Genomic DNA, 23555 nt, shown 5'->3' with positions numbered 1-23555 from the left:
GATTTCCCCAAGGAACCTTCATGTCAGGGCTTGAACTGTTTGCCGCCACCCTCGGCGTCATTGCCGTCTGGTTGACGGTCAAACAGAACCCTTGGTGCTGGCCGATTGGCCTGGTCATGGTGCTGATCTACAGCTGGATTTTTTTTGAGGTGAAGCTGTATTCCGACATGCTGCTGCAAGTTGTCTACGCCGCTTTGCAGCTTTACGGCTGGTGGCAGTGGACGCGCGCAGGCCAGTCGCATCAAGGTCGCGAGGTCAGCCGGCTGGGCGGGCAAGCCGTGGCGTCGGGCCTCGCTCTCGGCACGATCGGCAGTTTGTTGCTGGGCGCCGCCATGGCGCACTGGACCGACGCCGCCCAGCCCTGGCTCGATGCGGCCCTCACGGCGTTCAGCCTGGTGGCGCAATGGTGGATGGCGCAAAAACGCGTGCAGTGCTGGCCGCTCTGGATTGTCCTGGACGTTATTTTTGTCGGCCTGTTCTTGTACAAGGGGATGTACCTGACGGCGGCCCTGTATGGCCTGTTCACCCTGCTGGCCATTCAAGGCTGGCGCACATGGCGCAGCGACCCGCTGCTGTGCCCATGAAGGTTTTGGTGCTGGCAGGCCCGGAATCCAGCGGTAAAAGCTGGCTTTCGAGTGAGATTCACGCCAATTTCGGCGGCATATTGGTCGGCGAGTACGTTCGGCACTTCATCGAACGTGAATCCCGACTAACGTGCTATGAAGACATCTCGCCGATAGCACAAGGCCAGCTGACTTGGGAAGATCAAGCACGCGCCAAGCAGCCACCGCTGCTGATTCTCGATACGCATCTCCTGAGTAATATTCTCTGGAGTCGCACATTGTTCGGCGATTGCCCGCCGTGGATCGAGCAAGCACTGCTGGCACGGCACTACGATCTGCATTTGCTGTTGAGCCCTGAAACCGTCGCGTGGCATGACGACGGGCAACGTTGCCAACCGCAACTGGCAGAACGTCAGGCATTTTTCCAGGCCAGTCACCAATGGCTTGAACTGCATTGCCAGCCTTGCCAGGTACTGCAAGGTGACTGGAAACAGCGCAAGGACGCGGCATTCGAGGCGGTGGCACGCTTGCTCAAGGCCTGACAGCGCCCTGAAGAAAATGTCCATTCCTGATACACCAACCTCTGTCGAAAGCCGCGAGACAGAGCGTCCCGAGCACTCTTGCAAGATAGTGTAAATCCTCTGATACAGCCTGCCCTCACCCCCCTTAGCAAGCAATGCCGCCAACATGGGCGGGCGTTTTTTGCGTAGCGCTGTCTCAGTGGCGTTACAAAATCTTTTTAACCACTTCACCACTCCAAGCCAACCCACTGTTCTTAAAAGAAAAACAAAAAGCGGCACACCTTCTGCTCTCTGCACTTGCAACGCTGAATAGGGCCAGCGTTCCACTTACAGAAGGAATTGCCGCCGTGGGGAAACTCGATAGCAGCATCTTTAGCTTCTTGCTGATCGGATGCGCAATGAGCTTAACGGTCTGCCTGCCCGTACAGGCTGACAATGGCATCATCACAATCAAGCGTGACGTCCAGACGCGTAACGCGGTGATTCCACCGCTCGTGCCCGACCCAAGCCCCACCACCGTCAATGCCAACCCGTCGAAACAGATTCTTGCTCAAACGAACGAGTTGAGTGACGGGGATTTTGCCAGCGTTGCCAGCGGTTCAGGCATCACTCAACTGGTCACCCAAGGCACCAACAATCTGGGCGGCAATATCACCAACCAGACCCAGCTCGCCAACATGCCCTCCGGACGTTCGGGAAATTCCGGCAGCGGCATTGCCAACATGGTCAATTCAAACGTCCAGCAAGGCCTGGGCGCTCTGAAAATCCTGACGGGAGACCGTTGAGATGAATCGTACGTTGCTGATTCTCGCCATGTTTTGCAGCGCTTCGTCCTTTGCCCAACCTCCCGTCATCAATAACGCCAACATTGATGACTCGGGCATGCGTTACCAAGGCAACCTCACAGTCAACCAGGCAGCGGGCGATCAGCAGCAACAGGCCAATGCCCGGGCCATCGCCATTGGCCATGGAGCCAGCGCGACCACCCAGATTCGCCAACGCCTGCGCAGCCATGTCGACCCCGCGATCGATGCCCAATCCAGTATCAAGGGCGATTCCTTCAGTCACGGCAACGGCGTACTGGGCGTGAACCAGAGCGCGGGCGCCAGCAACCAGCAAGCCAATGCACTGCGAATCAGCATCGGCAGCCAGCCGCAAAGTATCGATGACAGCGTCCTCATGCAACAGAACGTGGCGCTGCTCAACAACTCCGATCCAACTGCTTCTGCACCAGGCTATCGCCAGGTCACCACAAGTGACCAGGCTTTCACAGGTAGCCGCGGGGTAATTCAGTTGAATCAGAGCGCCGGGGTGGGAAACCGAACGGCCAACACCCTAAGCGTACGGGTCGTGGATTGACCCAAAAAAAAGGTAGTTACAACACTTAACCTAAAAAATAAGTACGGAGAATCACCATGAAACCTTCGATGGCAATCAAGCCTCTGGTTTTCGCAATTGCTGCGGTCATGGCTGTTGCTGTACACGCTGGGCAAACCAACAACGAAGACGACAACGGCCATGGTAATGGCCACAGTAACCACGGCAATGGCCACGGTAACGGCCATGGCAATGGGCATGGCAACGGGCACGGTAACGGTCACGGCAATGGCAACAACCCACCTGACCCTACAGTGATCTCTATCAGCGCGACTGCAAATGCGTACGATAAACAACGCAGTACCGGCAACCGCATCCTTAACGAAGGAACCCGCAACGACGCCAAGATGAGCAGCTCCGCCTCTGGCACCAGCGGCAACGTTGGCGTCAACATAGCAGCAGGCGCTGGCAACCAGCAGGACAACGCCGCCGCCATTGCGAACGCAGCGTCCGAATCCAGCCTGGATAACAGCTTCGTATTCGGCACTGCCACGGCTACCGCTCAAGTCACGCAATACAGCAACAATAACAAGGTCAACAACTATGGCAGCACTAACTCTGCCGTAATGAGCGCCTCGGGGAGTGGCGGCAGCGGCAACATGGGCATCAACATTGCTGGCGGTGACCTTAACCAGCAGAAAAACACCATGGCCATTGCCAACACCCATGCTCCACTCGGTAACGCAACCGCCACTGCTTCTGCCGACCAGAACGGTCCTGGCTTGATCGTGAACAACAACGCTGATCGGACATACCGCATTGATACGCTGTCATTTACCAAATCGGTCAGTGGCAGTTCCAACTACGATAAGTCCTCCAATCTGAGCGGTTCAAAAAGCGCGTCTTCCAGCTTTGAGGTCGCCAGTGACTCGAGCTTTGACGTGAGCGGTTCCAAGGGCTTTGAGGCAAGCGGCTCGAAGAGCTCTGAATCCTCCGCCTCCTCGAGTGCTTCTTTGAAAGCCTCCCTGGAAGCTTCCCTGGAAGCTGAGGTGGAAGCAACCAAGAGCTCTAGCTGGTCTCATGGCCATCATGAACACAGCAAATCCAAAACCAACGGTGCATCGCTGAACGCTTCGCTTGATGTAGACGTGGACGTAGAAGTCGAAACATCGCACGAGAAATCGAAAGAGTCCTCCTGGGCAAAAGCCTATGACTCGTCGTTCGAAAAATCGGGCAGCAAGTCGTACGAAAAATCAGGCAGCAAATCGTCCGAGTCTGAGTACGAAAAAGCGAAAAGCTACACTGAGAGCACTTCATTTGACTTGAGTAATACCTACTCCCTCCAAGTGCTGACTCCAACTGGCTGGGCCAACCCTGTGACCAACACTGCAACCCTGAGTGGTTCGGTGAATGGCGGCAGTGGCAACCTGGGCGTCAACGTAGCTGCTGGTGTGGGCAACCAACAAAGCAACTCGCTGGCCATCTCCAACAACTCGTTCTAGTTGTTGACTCTGGAGGCCCCCTCTTTGGGGGCCTTTCAACACAACGGGAAGGGACCCACCATGCGCATTATCGCCTTGGCATTTTTGCTTTGCGTGGCCAGTGTGATCGAGGCTGCACAGATGCCGCTTTCCGTCCTGCCGGGTGGTGCGGTGGTGTTCAAGCCGATCCAGAGCGTACGTGAGCGTAAATTTTCGGACCTTGTGCAACAAAAAACCGACTTCAGTTGCGGCGCTGCTGCGCTGGCGACCATTCTGCGCCAGGCCTATTGGCTGGACGTGAATGAAGAACAGATCATCGAAGGCATGCTCGCGCACTCCGATCAGGATCTAGTCCGCGTGCAGGGCTTCTCGATGCTCGACATGAAACGCTACGTGGAAAGTATTGGCATGCGGGCCCGGGGCTACCGGGTGGCGCACACAACATTGAGCGAGATCAAAATTCCGGTTGTGGTGCTCATGGATGTCCGCGGCTACAAACATTTTGTGGTCATGCAGAGAGTCCATGACGGCTGGGTATACATCGGCGATCCGGTGCTCGGTCATAAACGTTACAAAGTCGACGAGTTTGTCAAAGGCTGGAACGGCATCATCTTTGCCGTCATCGGTCAGGGCTACGACAAGACCAATGCGTTGCTCGACCCACCCGTGCCGCTGACCGCCAGGAACCGCGCCAATACCTTCGGCCCGGTGCAGGACGCAGAACTGATGGATTTCGGATTCATCCAAAGTGACTTCTTCTAATAAAAAGGAGCACGACGCTCCGGGAGCATTCAATGAAGACTCCAATCTGGCTTGCCGTCATCTGCCTGGCCGCCAGCCTGCCGATCCAGGCAGAGACGCTCAAGCCCATTGAACTGAACGATCAGGAACTGTCGGTCTTGCGAGGCCGTTATGTGATGCCGGGTCGAATCATCAGCTTCGGCATCGCGATGTCCAGCACCTGGCAAAATGCCAACGGTGAAGTGATCGGGGCAACGTCCACGATGCAGATTCAACAATCAACCATCACGCCACAATTCTATGTGTCGGTGATCGACAAAAAAGGTAATGGCTCAACGGGTTCGCCAGGCACCGGTACCGTCACTGGCGGCAGCGGCCTCAACAGCATCGAAGGCGTCACTCAAGTGGTGCGGGCCGCCGGCGACCGTAACACCGCCTACAATGACGTCGATATCAACGTCACCAAGGGTAGCCAGGCACCCGCCGTGCAACAGCAGGGCGAAGTATTGGCCGCAGGCACAACGATGGTCCGCGGCAATGGCGCAGGTTCGTTGAGCGTGTCCTCGACCGGTTCTGGCGTGCAGTTCAACATCGTGGCCAACAACAACCAGGGCAGTTCCGTACAGCGGCTGGCCCAGGGAGGGCTGATGCAGAACACCACGTTGCTCGGCGGGGGCAACCAGGTCCGCAACCTCACATCCCTTAATGTCGTGCTGCGTGACAACGTACCGTCAGCCGGTTCGGTGAACGGTAATCTGGATCAGCTTAAAGGTCTTCGCACTCTCGGATTCTGATCTACGCTCAGTCTCACCAGATGTAGTCAGAAGGGACGGCTTACCCATGCACCGGTCTTTTACGTTCAGGGCTATCGTTTGTTTGAGTAGCCTGGCTCCGGCAACATTGTTATACGCAGCATCGGACCCCCAGGTCGAAGCACTAAAACAAGAACTCATGGAGTTGAAACAGCGTTACGAAGCACAACAGAACGCGTTGATGGTACTCGAGCAACGCGTTCGCCAAGTCGAAGAAACACCGGCAACACCCGTTCCCAAACGCTTGACCAAATCCCCTGCCGAAACGACCCAGGGAGGTCAGTCTGTAGCCGCCGGTGCGCCAGGAACCACAGGCAGTTCATACGGCCAATCGCTCAAGGATGATTCGCAGCCTGCGCAAAGTGTTTCCAACCTGTATGACGAAGCCAGCGGCTTCTTCGGTGGCGGCAAGTTCAGCGTCGAAACGGGTCTGACCTACACGCATTACGATACCCGGGCGCTGACACTCAACGGCTTCCTGGCACTGGACTCGATTTTTCTCGGCAACATCAACCTTGACCGCATCAAGGCCGACAACTGGACGCTTGACCTGACCGCCCGCTACAACGTGGCTCAACGTTGGCAGTTCGACATCAACGTCCCCGTGGTGTATCGCGAATCAACGTACTCCTCCGGCGGTGCCGGTGGCGCAGGCCCGGTGTCGTCGGACGCATCCGTAACCCGCGACCCGACCATCGGCGATGTAAACGTTGGCCTTGCCTACAAGTTTCTGGACGAATCGGCCAATTGGCCCGACTCGGTCTTTACCCTGCGCATCAAGGCGCCGACCGGTGACGACCCTTACGGCATCAAACTGGTCAGTGACCCGACAAACGATAACCTTGCGGTGCCCGAAGACCTGCCTACCGGCAATGGTGTCTGGGCTATCACCCCGGGTATCTCGCTGGTCAAGACCTTCGACCCGGCGGTGCTGTTCGGCAGCCTGGCCTACACCTACAACATGGAAGACTCGTTCAGCGACATCAGCCCTCAGGTCAACTCCAAGGTGCCTGGCGACGTGAAACTGGGTGATTCCTGGCAGGTGGGCGCCGGTATTGCATTCGCCTTGAACGAGAAGATGAGTATGTCGTTCTCGTTCACCGATCAGTTCGCCCGCAAGAGCAAGATCAAGCCGGATGGTGGTGAATGGCAATCGATTTCCAACAGCGATTACAACTCGGCCAACTTCAACATCGGCATGACCCTGGCAGCCACCGATAACCTGACGATCGTTCCCAACCTGGCCATCGGCCTGACCGACGACTCGCCAGACTTCTCCTTCAGCCTGAAATTCCCGTACTACTTCTGATCCGGCACCCACAAAAAACCCGCCTGTTTGGCGGGTTTTTTATGCTGATGTCAGCAAGATGGCTCAACGTATCTGGTGCTTGTGCAACAACCGGTAAAAGGTAGGTCTGGATATCCCGAGTACCCTGGCGGCGATGCTCAAATTATCGCTGTGACGGTTAAGTACGTCGCACAAGGCCTGGCGCTCTGCCCGGTGTTTATAGTCTTCCAGCGTGGCAATCGGCGTGGCGACTGCCTGATGACTGATCAAGCCCAGGTCTCGCGCTTCGATCTGCCGGCCTTCAGCCAGTACCAACCCGCGACGCACCCGGTTGGCCAACTCGCGAACATTGCCTGGCCAGTCCTGCTTGCTCATGGCAAGCAACGCGTCTTCACTGAAGCTGCGCGGGCGGCGCCCGGTTTCATGGCTGTAAAAATGGGAAAAATGGTTGGCCAGCATCAGCAGATCGCCATTGCGTTCACGCAGGGGCGCGGTCACGACCTGCAACACGTTCAAGCGATAATAAAGATCTTCACGAAAGCGTTTCTTCTCGATCGCGGCCTCCAGATCAACATGGGTCGCGGCCAGCACTCGCACATCCACAGGAATCGGCTGACTGCCGCCCACCCGCTCGATGTGTTTTTCCTGGAGGAAGCGCAGCAGATTGGCTTGCAGCTCCAGCGGCAGGTCACCGATCTCATCAAGAAACAGCGTTCCGCCATGTGCGGCTTCGATCCGTCCGATCTTGCGCTGGTGCGCGCCAGTAAAAGCGCCTTTTTCATGGCCAAACAGTTCGGACTGAATCAGGTGTTCGGGGATCGCACCGCAGTTGATCGCGACAAACGGTTTGTCGCGGCGCTGGGACTGGCGGTGCAACGTCCTCGCCACGAGCTCTTTACCGGTGCCGCTTTCACCCCGAATCAACACCGGAGACTCGGTGGGCGCCAGTTTGCTCAGCAGCTTGCGCAGTTCACGGATCGGTTTGCTGTCACCCAGCAGCTCGTGCTCGGGCTGATCAATATGAACCGTACCCTGCCCTCGCAGCCGCGCCATGCCAAAGGCCCGGCCCAAAGTGACCTGAACCCGGGAGACGTCAAATGGCAAGGTATGAAAATCGAAAAACCACTCGCACACAAAATCGCCGACATTTTGCAGTCGCAAGACTTCCTGGTTCAGTACGGCGATCCACTCAGTGCCACTGCGACTGATCAATTCTTTGACGGCATCTGGCCGGTCGAGGTGTAAGGGTTGCAAACGCAGCAATCCAACGTCGCAAGTTCGGTCGACGGCGTTTTCCAGCGTACAGCTGTCAACATCCCACCCCACTGACCGTAATCCCGGTAACAGGCGATGACAGTCGTCGCAGGGGTCCACTACCAACAAACGTCGTAAAGCTGGCACGTCATTCATGACTGTTCCTTGGCGCCAAATTTATGAAAATTTAATAAAAAACAGTCATTTGGCGGACCTGGCTGTAACATTAGCAAGAATTTGACGGAGCCTTGTACCGTTTGACTATAAGACTATTACTTAAGTAGTTATAAGAAACACAGAATCACCGAGTTCCCTAACGCGCCTTTTCTTTCGCTAAGCTTTCAATCTCAAGCACAATCTTGAGTTATGAAAGAAAGTTGAAATTTCTTTTGATTGTGTGTGACCCAACCCCCTGTTGCGGGCATCAGTACAAGTAACCAGCCGAACGGTCAGCCCAACCGACGGCACATCACTTGATTGGGCATACAGAGAGAAGACCCTATGAACGCCCCGCTCCGTATCAACGAAGCTCTTTTGATTGCCGACCGCGCATTTAAACCTTTCAAGTGCGTGGCCTGGGCGCCACAGGACGGTAACGGTGAACTCACGCTGACCGTTATCGACCGCACCAGCACCAGCATCGGCCGCAAGCAGATCCCGAGCAGCGCCTATACCGACCCTGCGCAACTGGAGCACTTGCTGGAACAGGCCCGCGCCGAATTAAGCGAAGAAGGTTACACGCTGCAGTCCTGGTCAATGCCGCACTAACCTTTTTGCGGATTACTCTAGAGTAATCCGCGCCCCCTTTCGCTAACTGGCTGATTTTTTAGCTGTTTGTACTTATCTGATTGAACTTTCGTAAACCGGCATTCTTTGCAGGCTTGCCATTGGTTCGCAAAGTCATTGTTGTGGCACATTACGACCCTCCGCCTGTTAGTGCCGACAGTTGTGCATCCCGTCATTCAGGGATTGAATGTTTTCCGTACAAAGTCCGACCCCTCCAAACTTTCGGAGCCAGGACGACTCGCAAGGAGATGCGTGCATGTCAATCCAGTCCGCTCTTGCCCTGCCCACCCCACTCCAGAACGCAGGACAACTCGATCCAGCCTTTGCCGGCAACGGCAAAACCCAAGTGTATTTCGCCGGTAGCCTTTGCAGCATGGCCCATGGGGTCGCGATTGATGCGCAAGGCCGTTTGCTGGTAGCAGCGAAGGTCGGAATGTCGGACGGCAGCCATTTCGGACTTGCCCGGTTGCTCAAGGATGGCTCGGCGGACCTTTCGTTCGGCATACAAGGCAGTGTCATCGGGCAATTCGAGGCGGGCTACGAAGCCATGGGCGCCAAGGTTCATGTACTGCGTGACGGAAACATCCTGCTGGCCGGCCTGCACTACGAAAACGCCCATCGCACGCTTCCGGCCCTGGCATTGATTGATCAACAGGGGCGCCTGGTACAGCCATTCGGTGATAACGGGCGCCGCGTTGTGCGTTTGCCGGGCGGTCTTTCCCTGGGCATGCGCGATACCTGGCTGCCTCCCGGTGTGCCTGGCGCAGAAACTTGTGACGTCGCCGTGCAAGAAGACGGTCGAATCCTGCTGTTGGCCAATCATCACTTCGAAATGGCCGATCACGTCGGCCTGCTGATACGACTCGACATCGAAGGCTCGCTGGACAGTTCATTCAATGGACATGGTTTCGTCATTGTCCGGCACTTGCTGATGAATACCTGGCTCAGCAGTTTACGGGTGCAACGCGACGGACGAATCCTGGTCGGCGGTTCAATCAACTTTCCCCACGAAGGCCTGCTGGCCCGTTATCACGCAGACGGTCGTCTGGATGAAAGCTTTTCCCTGGATGGCTTTATGGCTTTCAAGGCGCAAGACTACAGCGCGCAAGTCAGTCAGGTGGTACAGCAGGATAACGGCGACATCCTTTGCTTTGGCAGCAGTCGCGAGCCGATGCACTGCCTCACGTTTAAAGTTCACAGCAGCGGTCGCCCTGACAACCATTGCAACGCTGGCCAACCCCAACGCCTGGAAATCGGCCATAGCGGCTGCCAATGGACATGCGCCCAGGCCCAACCGGATGGCTCCGTGTTGACCGCGGGCGCAACGATTGGCGGCATAGAGGCCGATTTCCTCCTCGCTCGATACCTGCCCGACGGCTTGCTCGATGCAGACTTTGGCGATGGCAACGGTTGGACACGCACCCGCCTCGGTCGTAGCCTGGACACAGCCACGGCGATCGCGGCGCAAGCCGATGGAAACATCGTGGTGGCCGGCTATTCTCTCGATGGCAACTATAAAGCCGTCGTCACACGCTTCCTGGGATAAACACAGCCACTGCGCCTGCGCTTGATCTTCTGTCTCGCTTGCGGCAACTTGCGCGCTTCTTAAACAAGGAGCAACCGATGTCCGGTTCGATGGCCCAGGCGTTCGCGCACAACTTTCTCGGGAACTCACCCCGCTGGTACAAGGCCTGCATTGTCGGCTTCCTGATCCTCAACGCCCTGGTCCTGTGGACCGTCGGCCCGGTCGCGGCCGGATGGCTGCTGGTACTGGAGTTCATTTTCACCCTGGCCATGGCGCTCAAGTGCTATCCGTTGATGCCCGGCGGACTGTTGCTGATTGAAGCCTTGCTGCTGAAGATGACAACGCCCCAGGCCCTGTATGACGAACTGCTGCACAACTTTCCGGTGATCCTGCTGCTGATGTTCATGGTGGCCGGCATTTATTTCATGAAAGACCTGCTGCTGTATCTGTTTTCGCGCCTGCTGCTCGGGGTTCGCTCCAAGACGTTGCTGGCGCTGATGTTCTGCTTCTTGTCGGCATTCCTGTCGGCGTTTCTCGATGCCTTGACCGTGACGGCCGTGATCATCAGCGCAGGCGTGGGGTTTTACTCGGTCTATCACCGGGTCGCCTCCGGCAACGACCCACGCCAGGACAGCGAATACAGTGACGATCAGCAACTCCCCACGCTGCATCATGGTGACCTCGAACAGTTCCGGGCTTTCCTGCGCAGCCTGCTGATGCATGGCGCCGTGGGCACCGCGCTGGGCGGCGTGTGTACTTTGGTGGGCGAACCCCAGAACCTGTTGATCGGCCATGAAATGGGCTGGCACTTCGGGGAGTTCTTTTCCAAGGTCGCACCGGTTTCCCTGCCGGTGTTGGTGGCAGGCCTGGTGACGTGCGTCCTGCTGGAGAAGCTTCGCTGGTTCGGCTATGGCACATTGCTGCCGGACAACGTGCGCAGCGTGCTGGGCAGCTATGCGGCCGAAGACAACGCCGAACGCACCACTCGCCAGCGCGCAGCGTTGATTGTGCAAGGTCTGGCGGCGCTGCTGCTGATTGTCTGCCTGGCGTTTCACCTCGCGGAAGTGGGCCTGATCGGTTTGATGGTGATTGTGCTGATTACCGCGTTCACCGGCATCACCGACGAGCACCGCCTGGGCACCGCGTTCAAGGACGCCATGCCGTTCACCGCCTTGTTGGTGGTGTTCTTTGCCGTGGTAGCGGTGATCCACGATCAGCAGTTGTTCACGCCATTGATCCAGTGGGTACTGGCACTGCCGGCAGATCAGCAACCGGGCATGCTGTTTATTGCCAACGGTTTGCTGTCGGCCATCAGCGATAATGTGTTCGTGGCGACCATCTACATCACTGAAGTGAAACGCGCGTTCCTGGCGGGCGAGATGACCCGCGAGCATTTCGAGACATTGGCCATCGCCATCAACACCGGTACCAACCTGCCGAGCGTGGCGACACCCAATGGCCAGGCGGCGTTTCTGTTTTTGCTGACTTCGGCGATTGCACCGCTGGTGCGTCTGTCGTACGGGCGGATGGTGTGGATGGCCCTGCCGTACACCGTGGTGATGGGTACGTTGGGCTGGTATGCGGTGAGTTACTGGTTGTAATCCCCGCCCCTCATGCGTCCAACTTTGTGGCGAGGGGGCTTGCCCCCGCTCGCCTGCGCAGCAGGCGCATAACCTTCGCGTTCGGTGTGATTTTGGGGCCACTTCGTGGCCCAACGGGGGCAAGCCCCCTCGCCACAATGGCTCGCTCCAACAGGGGGATACGTGTTATCCGAGGCGATGCCAGACGCGTCCGTCGCGGGTCAGCAATTCGTCACCGGCCTGTGGGCCGTTCTCCCCGGCGGCATAGCTCTGCACACTGGCGTCCTGTTGCCAGGCATCAAGGAATGGCTGCACCGCTCGCCAGCCATTCTCGATATTGTCGGCACGCTGGAACAAGGTCTGATCGCCGGTGAGGCAATCGTAGATCAAGGTTTCGTAACCGGTAGACGGCTGCATCTCGAAGAAATCTTTATAGGCAAACCCCAGCTCGATGTTGTCCATCTTCAGCGCCTGGCCCGGCCGCTTGGCCAGCAGGTCGAACCACATGCCTTCGTTCGGCTGGATCTGAATACGCAGGTAGGTTGGTTGCAGCTCATCGACCTCGGTGTCGCGGAACTGCGCATACGGCGCCGGTTTGAAACAGATGACGATCTCGGTGTCGCGCACGCTCATACGTTTACCCGTACGAAGGTAAAACGGCACGCCGACCCAGCGCCAGTTATCGATCATGACCTTGAGGGCTACATAGGTTTCGGTATTGCTGTCGGGCGCCACGTTGTTTTCCTCGCGATAGCCCGGCAATGATTTGCCGTCGAGTTCACCGGCCGTGTATTGCCCACGTACTGAGTTGGCCTTGGCCTCCTCGACCGACCAGGGACGAATCGCACCCACCACCTTGGCTTTCTCGCCGCGCACCGCGTCGGCACCGAAAGCGGCTGGCGGCTCCATGGCCACCATCGCCAGCAACTGAAACAGGTGATTGGGCACCATGTCCCGCAACGCGCCGGTGTGTTCGTAAAAACTGCCACGGGTTTCCACACCGACGGTTTCGGAGGCGGTGATCTGCACGTGGTCGATGTAGTGGTTATTCCAGAACGCTTCGAAGAGGCTGTTGGAAAACCGGCTGACCAGAATGTTCTGCACGGTTTCCTTGCCCAGATAGTGGTCGATTCGGTAGATCTGTTTTTCCGTCATCACCTTGAGCAGGCAAGCGTTCAAGGCTTCAGCCGTATGCAAATCGGAGCCGAACGGTTTTTCGACCACCACCCTTCTGAACGCTTCCGGGGTTTCTTCCAGCAAACCGGCGCTGCCCAGGCGGCGCACCACTTCACTGAAGAAACGCGGCGCGGTGGCCAGGTAGAACACCGCATTGCCGGTTCCGCTGTCGGCGATTTTCGCCGCCAGCGCTTGATAGGTGCTGTCGTCCAGGAAATCGCCCTGAACGTAGCTGATGCCTTTGGCAAGTTTGGCCCACACCACCGGATCAAGGGCTTGATCGCCCTTGCCGGTCTTGGTGGCCACTTCATTGCGAATGAAATCTTCGAGTTTTTTCGCGAAGCCTTCGTCGCTGATGGCGTTGTGGTCAACGCCGATGATCCGCAGTCCATCCCCCAGTAAACCGTCACGACTCAGGTTATACAGCGCCGGCATCAGCAGGCGCTTGACCAGATCACCATGGGCACCGAACAGGAACAGTGTGGTCGCCGGAGCGGGTTCAGGCCTGGATTTTCTGCGGACCGGATGGGTCATTTTTTCGGGGTCTCCACATGGCCGCCGAAGCCGAAGCGCTGGGCCGAAAGCACTTTGTCGCCAAAGCTGCCTTGGCCACGGGAACGGTAGCGCGAGAACAGCGAGTTCGACAGTACCGGCACCGGAACCGCTTGCTCCATCGCCGCTTCGATGGTCCATTGACCTTCACCGCTGTCAGCCACGGAGCCAGAAAAACCGTCGAGCTTCGAATCACTGGCCAGGGCGTCAGCCGTCAGGTCGAGCAACCACGACGACACCACGCTGCCACGACGCCAGACTTCGGCGATGTCGGCGACGTTCAGGTCGAAGCGCTGGTCTTCCGGCAACTTTTCGCTGTTTTTGGTCTTGAGGATGTCGAAACCTTCGGCGAAGGCCTGCATCATTCCGTATTCGATGCCGTTGTGGATCATCTTCACGAAATGCCCGGCGCCCGCAGGACCTGCGTGGATGTAGCCACGCTCGGCGCGATCGTCATCGGACTTGCGGTCCTTGGTTCGCGGAATGTCGCCCATGCCCGGGGCCAGGGTGTCGAACAGCGGGTCCAGACGATTGACCGTGTCGGCGTCGCCGCCAATCATCATGCAGTAACCGCGCTCCAGGCCCCAGACGCCGCCGGACGTACCGACGTCGATGTAGTGCAGGCCTTTTTCCGCCAGGGTTTTCGCCCGGCGAATGTCGTCTTTATAGAACGTGTTGCCGCCATCGATGATGGTGTCGCCGGCTTCAAGCAAGGTGCTCAGGGTGTCGATGGTCTCTTCGGTCGGCGCGCCGGCCGGCAGCATGACCCAAATCGCTCGCGGCTTGGTCAGGCCGGCCACCAGGGCCGGCAAGTCGGCCACACCGGTTGCGCCCTCGGCGGCCAGGGTTTCGATGAAGGCGGTATTGCGGTCGTAAACAACGGTCGTGTGTCCGTTGAGCATCAGGCGCCGCGCAATATTGCCGCCCATGCGGCCCAGTCCAATAATCCCGAGTTGCATGTGCTGATGCTCCCTACTACAAATAAATGTGTGTCAAAGGTATAGCCCAACGCGACTAATGAAGCTTAGTCCAGAGCGTCGGGATGAAGTTTCCGGGCATTGTGCCCGATCCAGACTGATAACGTCGGGAATCAAGCCCAAGACACAACGACATTTGAAAATAAAAAAGTTCCCTTCAGGGGAAAAAGAAATCAAAATTGGCGCCGATAGTAGTTCTGCCGCTCAAATCGAGGCGGTTCTACAGTTGAGATACGCCATTTGCGAGGTGAGCAATGGGCACAGTACATACCGCACTGCCAGCACAAACCCTTTACGTCACAATCCGTCGTGATGAACTGCGCCAGTTGAAAGACGAACGCGATCAATTGAAGCAAGAGCTGGCGCAACTGCGACTGGTGCTGCAAGACACTCAAAATCCATCCGCAGTCGTCACTCAACGCGCCCCGCACGCCTGATCACCCCCGATTGATCTGGTAGCAGCCGACGCTGCTTTCCCCCTGCCTCTGAGCTGCCATTCAAAGCAGCTCACACAATTTTCACATTTGCTTTCCGATACTTACCTGTTTATGGCTGTTCGTTGCTCGGATGGTCACCGTTTCGTCGTCAGTGATATTTAACGTCCGGCGATGGAAGTGTTTTCTCGGCTGGAGCGCTGAATGACTTTGTTTAAACGCAGCAAGACGACTGCGAAAGGTTTCGACTGGGCCGGGTTACTCTGGTTGTTCGTATTCTTCTGGTACTTCTCCGGAATCACCCAGCTACTGATCCAACTGACAGGCACTTCCGGTTTCACGGGGTTCCGCCAGGCGTTCGTGATGAGCGCCATCTGGCTGGCGCCGATGCTACTGTTCCCCAATAAAACCCGTGTCATGGCCGCCGTGATCGGGGTCGTGCTGTGGGCCTGCTCGATGGCCAGCCTGGGTTATTTCTTCATCTATCAGCAGGAATTCTCCCAGAGCGTGATCTTCATCATGTTCGAGTCGAACGTGTCTGAAGCCGGCGAATACATGACCCAGTACTTTGCCTGGTGGATGGTGTTCGCGTTCCTCGCCCACACCGCATTCGCCTGGTTCCTGTGGACGCGCTTGCGCCCGGTGTACTTGCCACGCGGCAAGGCCTTGTTGGCTGCGACGGCCATTGTAGTCGCGGTGGTCGGCTACCCACTGGTCAAGCAAACCCTGCGCACAGGCAGTCTCGCTGAAGGTTTCGAGAAATTCGAAACCCGCATCGAGCCGGCCGTGCCTTGGCAGATGGCCGTGGCGTATCACCGTTACCTCGACACCCTGGCCAACATGCAGGACATGCTCGACAGCGCCAGCAAGATCCCGCCCCTGCACAACCTCAAGGATGCGATGGCCAACCAGCCCGCGACCCTGGTGCTGGTGATCGGCGAATCCACCAACCGCCAGCGCATGAGCCTGTATGGCTATCCGCGTCAAACCACGCCGGAACTGGACAAGCTCAAGGATCAACTGGACGTTTTCGACAATGTCATCACGCCGCGTCCGTACACCATTGAAGCGCTGCAGCAGGTTCTGACCTTTGCCGACGAGGAAAAGCCAGACCTCTACCTGTCGACGCCGTCGCTGGTCAGCATGATGAAACAGGCCGGGTACAAGACCTTCTGGATCACCAACCAGCAGACCATGACCAAGCGCAACACCATGCTCACGACGTTCTCCGAGCAGGCCGACGAGCAGGTGTACCTGAACAACAACCGCAACCAGAACGCCGCCCAGTACGATGGCGACGTGATCGAGCCCTTCAACAAGGCCCTGGCCGATGCCGCGCCGCGCAAGCTGATTGTTGTGCACCTGCTTGGCACGCACATGAGCTACCAGTACCGCTACCCTTCGTCCTTCGACAAGTTCAAGGACCGCAATGGCGTGCCGGCCGGTGTACGTGACGACCAGGTGCCGACGTACAACAGCTACGACAATGCCGTGCTGTACAACGACTTCGTGGTGTCCAGCCTGATCAAGGACTACGCCAAGACTGATCCGAACGGCTTCCTGCTGTACCTCTCGGACCACGGTGAAGACGTATTCGATTCCGCAGGCCACAGCACCCTCGGGCGCAACGAGAGCAAGCCGACAGCGCCGATGTACACCATTCCGTTCATGACCTGGGCCTCGCCAAAATGGCGTGAGAACCACAATTGGAACGTCGCCGGTGATGTATCGCGCCCATACAGCAGCTCGCACCTGATTCATACCTGGGCCGACCTTGCAGGCCTGAGCTTCGATGAGCTCGATCGCAGCAAGAGTCTGGTCAGCGACAGCTTCAAGGCGCGACCGTTGCTGATCGGCAACCCTTATGAACGCCAGCAGCGGGCCTTGATCGACTTCAGCCTGATCAAGCCTAAAGTCGCGCCAGCGGTGGTTCAGCAGTAATCCTTTCAGGGGCCGGTTCCGGCCCCTTTTTCATACTGGCTTTGCGGCCATCAGCGTTTGTTCCCATCTCATGTAATCGGCGGATATGACTGTAAGCTACAGGCCGAAATAAAACCGGGGACTTGTGTCCATCGCGAGCAAGCTCGCTCCTACAGGCGCCAGACGCTAATTCAAAGCGCCTTGGTCCAGAACAGCATCCGGCCATGGGCCGGGTCGAACATGCCTGCTGCAAAACCGGCTTTTTCGTAAGCCGCTTGCGCCACGGCGTTGCCTTCCAGCACCTCCAGGGTGAGCTTGCAGCAACCGCGCTGACGGGCGATTTCCTCGACCTTTTGCAACATGCGCTGACTCAAGCCCAACCCGCGAAACTTATTCACCACCGCCACATCGTGCACATTCACCAATGGCCGGCAGGCAAAGGTCGAGAAACCCTCGAAGCAATTGACCAACCCGGCCGGTTCGCCACCGACAAACGCCAACACACTGAAGGCGTGGGGACGTCGAGCAAGCTCTGCTGGTAATTGCTCCAGCACATTGGCAGGCAGGGATTGGCCGCCGCCCATCGGGTCCTCGGCGTAGTGGTTCAATACCAGACCAATCGCTTCGGCATGCACCGGGTTGGTGTAGCTGGCCTGAAGAACAAGAATTTCTGCGAAATCCATTTCCATCCTCGATCACACATAAAGTAGCCCCCGCCGCGTATGTCGCGCCGAGGTGCCGGGCGACCATAGCGCGAGCGCTGTGCTGCCGACAATCAGTTGTGCTGAAAATAATTGACGCTCAAACGCCCCAGATCAGCGTTTCGGTCCAACCCAACTCGGCAAAGTCCTCGGCCCGCAGGTACGACTCACCGGCACAGAAAAACTCGTCGTGTTGCGGATTTTCGCGGGCGATAGTCAGCAAATGGGGCGACAGCGGTTGATTCATCTTCCCTCCTCCTGATCACGCTTCGGCGAACCGTTGCAGTTGCATCTCCTGCAGCCGACTCAGGGTGCGACGGAACGGAAACTCCAGATACCCGTCGGTGTAAAGCGAGGCCATCGGCACCTGAGCTTCCAGGTACAACGGCACCTTGCGGTCATAGCATTCGTCCACCAGAGCAATGAAGCGTCGCACACCGTCGTCATGCACCGACAATTGCGGCAACTCGCGATCCCCCGCCTCTACCCGCTCGACGCCGTCCTCAGTGCCACGGGCAATGCGTCCTGCGCGCTTTTGTGCACTCAGGTTGGGGACGTCGCTCAACAGGACTGCGCTGTAGGTGTCACACAGGGTCATGAAATCCATGGCGGCGAAAGGCTGCTCGCAAAGATCGGAGTAACGGGTCCAGAGCACGCTCGGGCTGGCCTTGATCACATTGAGAGAACGATAACCGACCTTGATCGGGTCACTGGAGACCGATTGGCCGATGGTCAGTGCGGCGAACACCTCATCCAGCGCGCAATCCTGCCCGGGCTCCGCCACCCAGTATCGTTGCGAACCGACGCCAGGGTGCAGCCGGTGGTCTTCCCCGCCGTCCACGGCGATCACCTGCATGTGCTGCTTGATTGCGGTGATTGCGGGCATGAACCGGTCGCGGTTGAAACCGTCGGCGTACAGTTGATCCGGCGGCAGGTTCGAGGTACAGACCACGACCACACCCTGCTCGAACATGACCTGAAACAGACGCCCGAGAATGATTGCGTCGCCGATGTCATTGACGAACAACTCGTCGAAACACAGCACGCGCACCTCCTCGCTCAACTCCCGGGCCAGTGCCTTGAGCGGGTCGGCGGTGCCGGTCAACTGGAATGAACGCTGGTGCACCCACCCCATGAAATGGTGAAAGTGCTGGCGCCGCGCCGGGACCCGCAAGCTTTGGTAGAACTGGTCCATCAGCCAGGTCTTGCCCCGCCCGACCGGCCCCCACAAGTAAACACCCGTGATCGGCGAGTGACCGGCATGCAAGGCTTCGTGGCATTTCTGCAATGCCCAGACGGCATGTTCCTGAGCCTCGTCCTGGACGAAGCCCTTCTGTTCGATGGCCTGCTGCCAGGCACTGAGGGGAGAGTCGATAGTCATGCGCGGCAGTATGCCATTGCGAAACACCCAAAAGGCAAGACAGGCCCTGTGCCTCCCTCGCCACTGGCTTAGTTTTTATCACTGACAACGCCAATGGTCGGGAGCATCTTGACGGTGAATATTACCGGCATCATATTTAATTCATGTCACCGGCATCTAAATTAAGTCCCATCCTTCTGGAGCCATCCCATGCATTACAAAGTGTTCGGCCGTAAAACAGGATTGCGCGTTTCCGAACTGGCGCTGGGCGCCGGTAACTTCGGCACTGGTTGGGGCCACGGCGCCGAGCGCGACGAAGCCAAACGCATTTTTGATGGTTACCGGGAGGCTGGCGGTAACTTCATCGACACTGCCAACGGCTATCAAGGCGGACAATCGGAAGCCATGCTCAGCGAGTTCATCGTGGCGGATCGGGATAGCCTGGTGATCGCCACCAAATACACCCTCGGGACGACACCGGCAGCGGGTATTTCCCACACCGGCAATAATCGAAAGAACATGGTTCGCGCCGTCGAAGAGAGCCTCAAGCGCCTGAAGACAGACCACATCGATCTGTTCTGGGCGCACATGAGTGACGGCGTAACACCGATGGAAGAGATCCTGCGCGGCTTCGACGATCTGGTACGCGCGGGCAAGATTCATTACGCCGGTTTGTCGAACTTCCCGGCCTGGCGCATCGCACGCGCCGATCTGCTGGCCGAGGTTCGCGGCTTCGCGCCGATTGCCGCCATCCAGGTTGAATACAGCCTCGCCGAACGCACCGCCGAACGCGAGCAATTGCCGATGGCCGAAGCCCTGGGCCTGGCCGCTACGCTGTGGTCGCCACTGGGCGGTGGTTTCCTCACCGGTAAATACCGCAACAGTGAAGGCGATAACCGTGCGACCAAACTCGGCATGCTGATTCATGCCGAAAAAGGAACCCGCGAAACCGCCCTGCTCGACACCTTGCTGGGCGTCGCCGCCGAACTGGATGTCAGCCCGACCCACGTGGCCATCGCCTGGCTGCGGGAAAAGGCCAAGCGTTCGACAACGGCCCTGATTCCAATTCTCGGCTCCCGCACCCGCGAGCAACTCGACGCGACGTTAGGTGCGCTGGACGTGCAGTTGAGTGCTGAACAAGTAGTGCGGCTGGATGCGGTCAGCGACGTGGCTAAAGGCGTGCCGCATGAATCCATCGCCGGTTCGGTGGCGCGATTCAGTGGTGAGGCCATTCTGGATTTGCCTATGATTCCAGTAGCCTGACACCCTTCAAAACTGTAGGAGCGAGCTTGCTCGCGATGAGGTTCTGCCAATCAACAGAGAGGTTGAATGCACGACCGTGATCGCGAGCAAGCTCGCTCCTACAGGGTTTATCGCTTACTGATCGACCTTGTGTTTTGCCGCATACAAACACAGCATTTCCATCGCTAGCGTCGCCGCTGCCAGTGACGTGATTTCTGCGTTGTCATACGCCGGCGCCACTTCCACCACGTCCATGCCGACCAGATTGATCCCGCGCAGGCCACCGAGGATGTCCAGCGCCTGCGCCGTGCTCAAGCCGCCACACACCGGCGTTCCGGTACCGGGGGCGAAGGCCGGGTCGAGGCAGTCGATGTCGAATGTCAGGTACACCGGGTTGTCACCCACCCGCGCCCGAATCGCCTCGACAATCGCATCGACGCCACGACGATGCACTTGACGCGCATCCAGCACCTGAAAGCCCTGATGATCATCGTTGGTGGTGCGCAAACCGATCTGCACCGAGCGCGATGGATCAACCAGCCCTTCCTTGGCCGCATGCCAGAACATGGTGCCGTGGTCGATGCGCTTGCCGTCCTCGTCCGGCCAGGTGTCGCTGTGGGCATCAAAGTGAATCAACGACAACGCCCCGTGCTTGCGCGCATGCGCCTTGAGCAGCGGATAAGTGATGAAGTGATCGCCACCAAAGGTCAGCATCGCGCTGCCGGCATTGAGGATGTGCTCGGCGTGGGCCTCGATACTTTCCGGGACCGATTGCGGCGAGCCGTAGTCAAAGTCGCAATCGCCAAAGTCGACCACCGCCAGATGATCGAACGGGTCAAACGTCCACGGCCAGTGGCGCTCCCAGGCAATCGCAGTAGACGCGGCGCGAATGCCACGAGGCCCGAAACGCGCGCCGGGGCGGTTGCTGGTGGCAGTGTCGAACGGCACACCGCTGACTGCCACATCGACACCCCGCAAGTCGCGGCTGTAGCGACGACGCATGAAACTGGTGATGCCGGCGTAAGTGCTTTCGGCAGCCGTGCCGTAGAGGCTGTCGCGGGTGATGGCTTGATCGTTCTGCACAGGGACGTCCATTGAAAATCCTTACTGTTGACGGCTACGGAAGGTGGTCCACAAGCGAGTGCGCTGACGCATGTCCTTGAGGCTCATGCTGCGGTCGGCGTACAACCGGTCACGCACGTCGGCGGGTGGGTAAATGTCCGGGTCGGTGCGCACCGCCTCATCCACCAACGGCGTGGCCGCCTGGTTGGCGGTGGCAAAGAACAACGTATTGGTCAGCGCCGCGACGGACTCGGGGCGCAACATGAACTCGATGAACTGGCGCGCGGCCTCGGGGTGCGGCGCATCTTTTGGGATCGCCAGGTTGTCCTGCCAGACGATGGTGCCTTCCTTGGGAATCCGGTAGGCGATCTCGTACGGTTTGTTGGCCTTGCGTGCCTGATCGGCGGCCATGCTGGCGTCGCCGTTGTAGGTCAATGCCAGGCAAAGACTGCCGTTGGCCAGATCATTGATCTGCCGGCCGCTGGCGACGTACACCACCGAAGGCTGCAACTGATGCAACAACGTCTGGGCAGCGTCGAGATCGTTTTTGTCGGTGCTGTAGGGATCCTTGCCCAAGTAGTGCAGCGCCAGGCCGATGACCTCTTGCGGTGAATCAATGACCGCGATCCCGCAGTCCTTCAGCTTGCTGGCGTATTCCGGTTTGAACAGCAGATCCAGGCTATTGAGCGGCACGTCCGGCAGGCGTTTGCGCACCTCATCGACATTCATCCCAAGTCCCAGGGTGCCCCATGTATAGGGCACGCCGTATTTGTTGCCGGGATCGACCGCCGCCATCTTTTCCAGCAGATCGGGATCGAGATTGGCGTAGCCCTTCAGGCCTTCGTGGGGAATCGCTTTCAGCGCGCCCGCTGCCAGGCCACGGGCCAGAACGCTGGAGGACGGCACCACCACGTCATAACCGCTGCCGCCGGTCAGCAGTTTGGTTTCCAGTACCTCCGGCGCATCGAACGTGTCGTAACGCACGTGAATGCCGGTCTCCTGTTCGAAACGCTGCAAGGTTTCAGGGGCGACGTAATCCGCCCAGCTGTAAAGGTTCACAACCTTGTCCTCGGCCTGGACCGAAGCAGCAACGGCAAGCAACAGCGCGGGCAAACACAGCTTGAACATGGGAGCCATGACGAACACCTGACCAGAAGGAAGTGGTGGCAGGATGCGTCGTCCGATACATTGGTAAAATACCAAGTTTGTTAACCTGACTTTATGCAGGAGTAATGTGTGATGCTCGGCCAACTCCACGATCTGGACCTCCAATTGCTGCGCCTGTTTGTCCGCGTGGTGGAGTGCGGTGGATTCAGCGCCGCCCAGGGTGAGCTGGGCCTGAGCCAATCGAGCATCAGCCAGCAAATGGCCAAGCTGGAGACGCGCCTCGGCTATCGCCTGTGCAGCCGAGGCAAAAGCGGATTTCAGGTCACCGCCAAGGGCGAACAATTGCTCAGCGCCACGCGCGGGTTGTTCGAATCCATCGAAGCGTTCCGTCATCAATCCAACGGCGTGGCCGGGCGCTTGATTGGCGAAGTGCGCCTGGGCTTGTCCGAAGCGCTTGATCAATCGGTGCTGCAACGGGTCGCCGAGGCGATCCGGCGCTTTCGTGAACGGGACGAGTCGGTGCGCATCGAGTTGATCAGCGCGATGCCCGGGGAAATGGAACGCCTGCTGTTGCAACAACGGCTGGACCTCGCCATCGGCTACTTCTCGCAGGTGCAAAACGCGTTCGACTACCGCGAACTGTTCATCGAAACCCAGCACCTCTATTGCGCGCCCGGCCACCCGTTGTTTACCAATGAAGCGCCGGACGACCAGGCGTTGCAGGCCAGCGACCGGGTCGATCACCCCTACCGCTTCCTGCGCAGTGACGAACCGTTCCAGGGCAAGCTGTGCTCGGCGCGCTCGGAACAGGTCGAAGGCACCCTCGCCTTCATTCTTTCCGGCAAGCACGTGGGTTACTTGCCCAGCCACTTCGCCCGCCAATGGGAGGACAAAGGGTTGCTCAGGGCCGTGCGGCGCAGTGACATGAGCTTCGATGTGGCGTTCCATCTGGCCCGCCATCGGGCGCAAGTGCCGGGGGATGCGCAGAAGGCGTTCGAAGAGGATCTGCTGGCGGCGTTTGCCTGATCAGACCTTGGTGTACGCTGAATCAACGCCCGTAATCACCATGCAAAAATGCACAGAGAACCTGCACTTATCCGGGTTGTACAAGGCAAATTTGCACTGCTACGATCCGACATCGCTCGCGCGCGAGCAT

At 58.2% G+C, this 23555-nt stretch carries 22 protein-coding genes and 1 pseudogene; 15 read left to right on the top strand and 8 right to left on the bottom strand.

Going from position 1 to position 23555, the window contains the following annotated elements:
- Positions 1–20: 20 nt before the first annotated feature.
- The 8 genes from pnuC to CKW19_RS00660 all read left to right on the top strand — a co-directional run bounded on the left by pnuC (position 21) and on the right by CKW19_RS00660 (position 6744).
- Complete coding sequence (gene pnuC, locus CKW19_RS00695; RefSeq protein WP_095056101.1) at positions 21–584, top strand: nicotinamide riboside transporter PnuC; 564 nt, start codon at positions 21–23, stop codon at positions 582–584.
- Complete coding sequence (locus tag CKW19_RS00690; RefSeq protein WP_095056100.1) at positions 581–1105, top strand: AAA family ATPase; 525 nt, start codon at positions 581–583, stop codon at positions 1103–1105. The genes pnuC and CKW19_RS00690 overlap by 4 nt, the downstream gene beginning before the upstream one ends.
- A gap of 326 nt (positions 1106–1431) precedes the next feature.
- Complete coding sequence (locus CKW19_RS00685) at positions 1432–1869, top strand: hypothetical protein (RefSeq protein ID WP_095056099.1); 438 nt, start codon at positions 1432–1434, stop codon at positions 1867–1869.
- Position 1870: 1 nt separating this feature from the next.
- Positions 1871–2443 carry an adhesin gene (locus tag CKW19_RS00680; RefSeq protein WP_095056098.1) on the top strand — a complete coding sequence of 191 codons (573 nt, stop codon included), beginning with the start codon at positions 1871–1873 and terminating at the stop codon, positions 2441–2443.
- Positions 2444–2499: 56 nt separating this feature from the next.
- A complete protein-coding gene (locus tag CKW19_RS00675; protein WP_095056097.1) occupies positions 2500–3903 on the top strand; it encodes a heme utilization protein in 1404 nt (467 codons plus the stop codon).
- Positions 3904–3963: 60 nt separating this feature from the next.
- Entirely contained in the window at positions 3964–4644 is a 681-nt protein-coding gene (locus tag CKW19_RS00670; protein WP_095056096.1) for a C39 family peptidase, read from the top strand.
- A gap of 32 nt (positions 4645–4676) precedes the next feature.
- Positions 4677–5417 carry a hypothetical protein gene (locus CKW19_RS00665; protein ID WP_095056095.1) on the top strand — a complete coding sequence of 247 codons (741 nt, stop codon included), beginning with the start codon at positions 4677–4679 and terminating at the stop codon, positions 5415–5417.
- Positions 5418–5463: 46 nt separating this feature from the next.
- Complete coding sequence (locus CKW19_RS00660) at positions 5464–6744, top strand: hypothetical protein (protein WP_095056094.1); 1281 nt, start codon at positions 5464–5466, stop codon at positions 6742–6744.
- Positions 6745–6807: 63 nt separating this feature from the next.
- Here CKW19_RS00660 and CKW19_RS00655 read toward each other — a convergent pair whose 3' ends face one another.
- Positions 6808–8133 carry a sigma-54 dependent transcriptional regulator gene (locus CKW19_RS00655; protein WP_095056093.1) on the bottom strand — a complete coding sequence of 442 codons (1326 nt, stop codon included), beginning with the start codon at positions 8131–8133 and terminating at the stop codon, positions 6808–6810.
- A gap of 345 nt (positions 8134–8478) precedes the next feature.
- Between CKW19_RS00655 and CKW19_RS00650 the strand changes: the two genes are divergently transcribed.
- The 3 genes from CKW19_RS00650 to nhaB all read left to right on the top strand — a co-directional run bounded on the left by CKW19_RS00650 (position 8479) and on the right by nhaB (position 11889).
- A complete protein-coding gene (locus CKW19_RS00650) occupies positions 8479–8745 on the top strand; it encodes a hypothetical protein (RefSeq protein WP_095056092.1) in 267 nt (88 codons plus the stop codon).
- A gap of 274 nt (positions 8746–9019) precedes the next feature.
- Complete coding sequence (locus CKW19_RS00645; protein WP_095056091.1) at positions 9020–10309, top strand: hypothetical protein; 1290 nt, start codon at positions 9020–9022, stop codon at positions 10307–10309.
- Positions 10310–10386: 77 nt separating this feature from the next.
- A complete protein-coding gene (gene nhaB, locus CKW19_RS00640; protein WP_095056090.1) occupies positions 10387–11889 on the top strand; it encodes a sodium/proton antiporter NhaB in 1503 nt (500 codons plus the stop codon).
- Positions 11890–12054: 165 nt separating this feature from the next.
- Here nhaB and zwf read toward each other — a convergent pair whose 3' ends face one another.
- Positions 12055–13578, bottom strand: a complete 1524-nt coding sequence (gene zwf, locus CKW19_RS00635; RefSeq protein WP_095056089.1) for a glucose-6-phosphate dehydrogenase — start codon at positions 13576–13578, stop codon at positions 12055–12057.
- Positions 13575–14555 carry a phosphogluconate dehydrogenase (NAD(+)-dependent, decarboxylating) gene (gene gnd, locus CKW19_RS00630; RefSeq protein WP_095056088.1) on the bottom strand — a complete coding sequence of 327 codons (981 nt, stop codon included), beginning with the start codon at positions 14553–14555 and terminating at the stop codon, positions 13575–13577. Before gnd ends, zwf begins: the two co-directional genes overlap by 4 nt.
- Before the next feature lie 272 nt (positions 14556–14827).
- On the opposite strand from gnd, the gene CKW19_RS00625 reads away from it, so the two are divergent.
- Positions 14828–15010, top strand: a complete 183-nt coding sequence (locus CKW19_RS00625; protein ID WP_095056087.1) for a DUF6026 family protein — start codon at positions 14828–14830, stop codon at positions 15008–15010.
- A gap of 201 nt (positions 15011–15211) precedes the next feature.
- Positions 15212–16948: a phosphoethanolamine transferase CptA gene (locus CKW19_RS00620; RefSeq protein ID WP_095056086.1), complete on the top strand. Its 1737-nt coding sequence runs from the start codon at positions 15212–15214 to the stop codon at positions 16946–16948.
- A gap of 170 nt (positions 16949–17118) precedes the next feature.
- Here the strand turns inward: CKW19_RS00620 and CKW19_RS00615 are convergent, their stop codons facing one another.
- From CKW19_RS00615 to zapE, 3 genes and pseudogenes are all read right to left on the bottom strand, one after another.
- Positions 17119–17610 (bottom strand): GNAT family N-acetyltransferase, encoded by a 492-nt coding sequence (locus CKW19_RS00615; protein WP_095056085.1) that lies wholly within the window; start codon positions 17608–17610, stop codon positions 17119–17121.
- 118 nt (positions 17611–17728) lie between these two features.
- Positions 17729–17827, bottom strand: a pseudogene (locus CKW19_RS28695) (damage-inducible protein DinB); the annotation flags it as partial.
- A 63-nt stretch (positions 17828–17890) separates the two neighbouring features.
- Positions 17891–19009: a cell division protein ZapE gene (gene zapE, locus CKW19_RS00610; protein WP_095056244.1), complete on the bottom strand. Its 1119-nt coding sequence runs from the start codon at positions 19007–19009 to the stop codon at positions 17891–17893.
- Positions 19010–19198: 189 nt separating this feature from the next.
- Here zapE and CKW19_RS00605 point away from each other — a divergent pair, with 189 nt between their 5' ends.
- Complete coding sequence (locus tag CKW19_RS00605) at positions 19199–20251, top strand: aldo/keto reductase (RefSeq protein ID WP_095056084.1); 1053 nt, start codon at positions 19199–19201, stop codon at positions 20249–20251.
- Positions 20252–20365: 114 nt separating this feature from the next.
- Here CKW19_RS00605 and speB read toward each other — a convergent pair whose 3' ends face one another.
- Entirely contained in the window at positions 20366–21325 is a 960-nt protein-coding gene (speB, locus tag CKW19_RS00600) for an agmatinase (protein WP_095056083.1), read from the bottom strand.
- A gap of 9 nt (positions 21326–21334) precedes the next feature.
- Positions 21335–22429 carry a polyamine ABC transporter substrate-binding protein gene (locus CKW19_RS00595; protein WP_095056082.1) on the bottom strand — a complete coding sequence of 365 codons (1095 nt, stop codon included), beginning with the start codon at positions 22427–22429 and terminating at the stop codon, positions 21335–21337.
- Positions 22430–22531: 102 nt separating this feature from the next.
- On the opposite strand from CKW19_RS00595, the gene CKW19_RS00590 reads away from it, so the two are divergent.
- Positions 22532–23425: a LysR family transcriptional regulator gene (locus tag CKW19_RS00590; RefSeq protein WP_095056081.1), complete on the top strand. Its 894-nt coding sequence runs from the start codon at positions 22532–22534 to the stop codon at positions 23423–23425.
- Positions 23426–23555: the final 130 nt, after the last annotated feature.

The organism is Pseudomonas sp. Irchel s3f7, from assembly GCF_900187615.1.
In the GTDB taxonomy this organism is placed as follows: domain Bacteria; phylum Pseudomonadota; class Gammaproteobacteria; order Pseudomonadales; family Pseudomonadaceae; genus Aquipseudomonas.
Note: the sequence above shows the minus strand (reverse complement) of the source record. Positions and strands in the feature narration are given on the sequence as shown.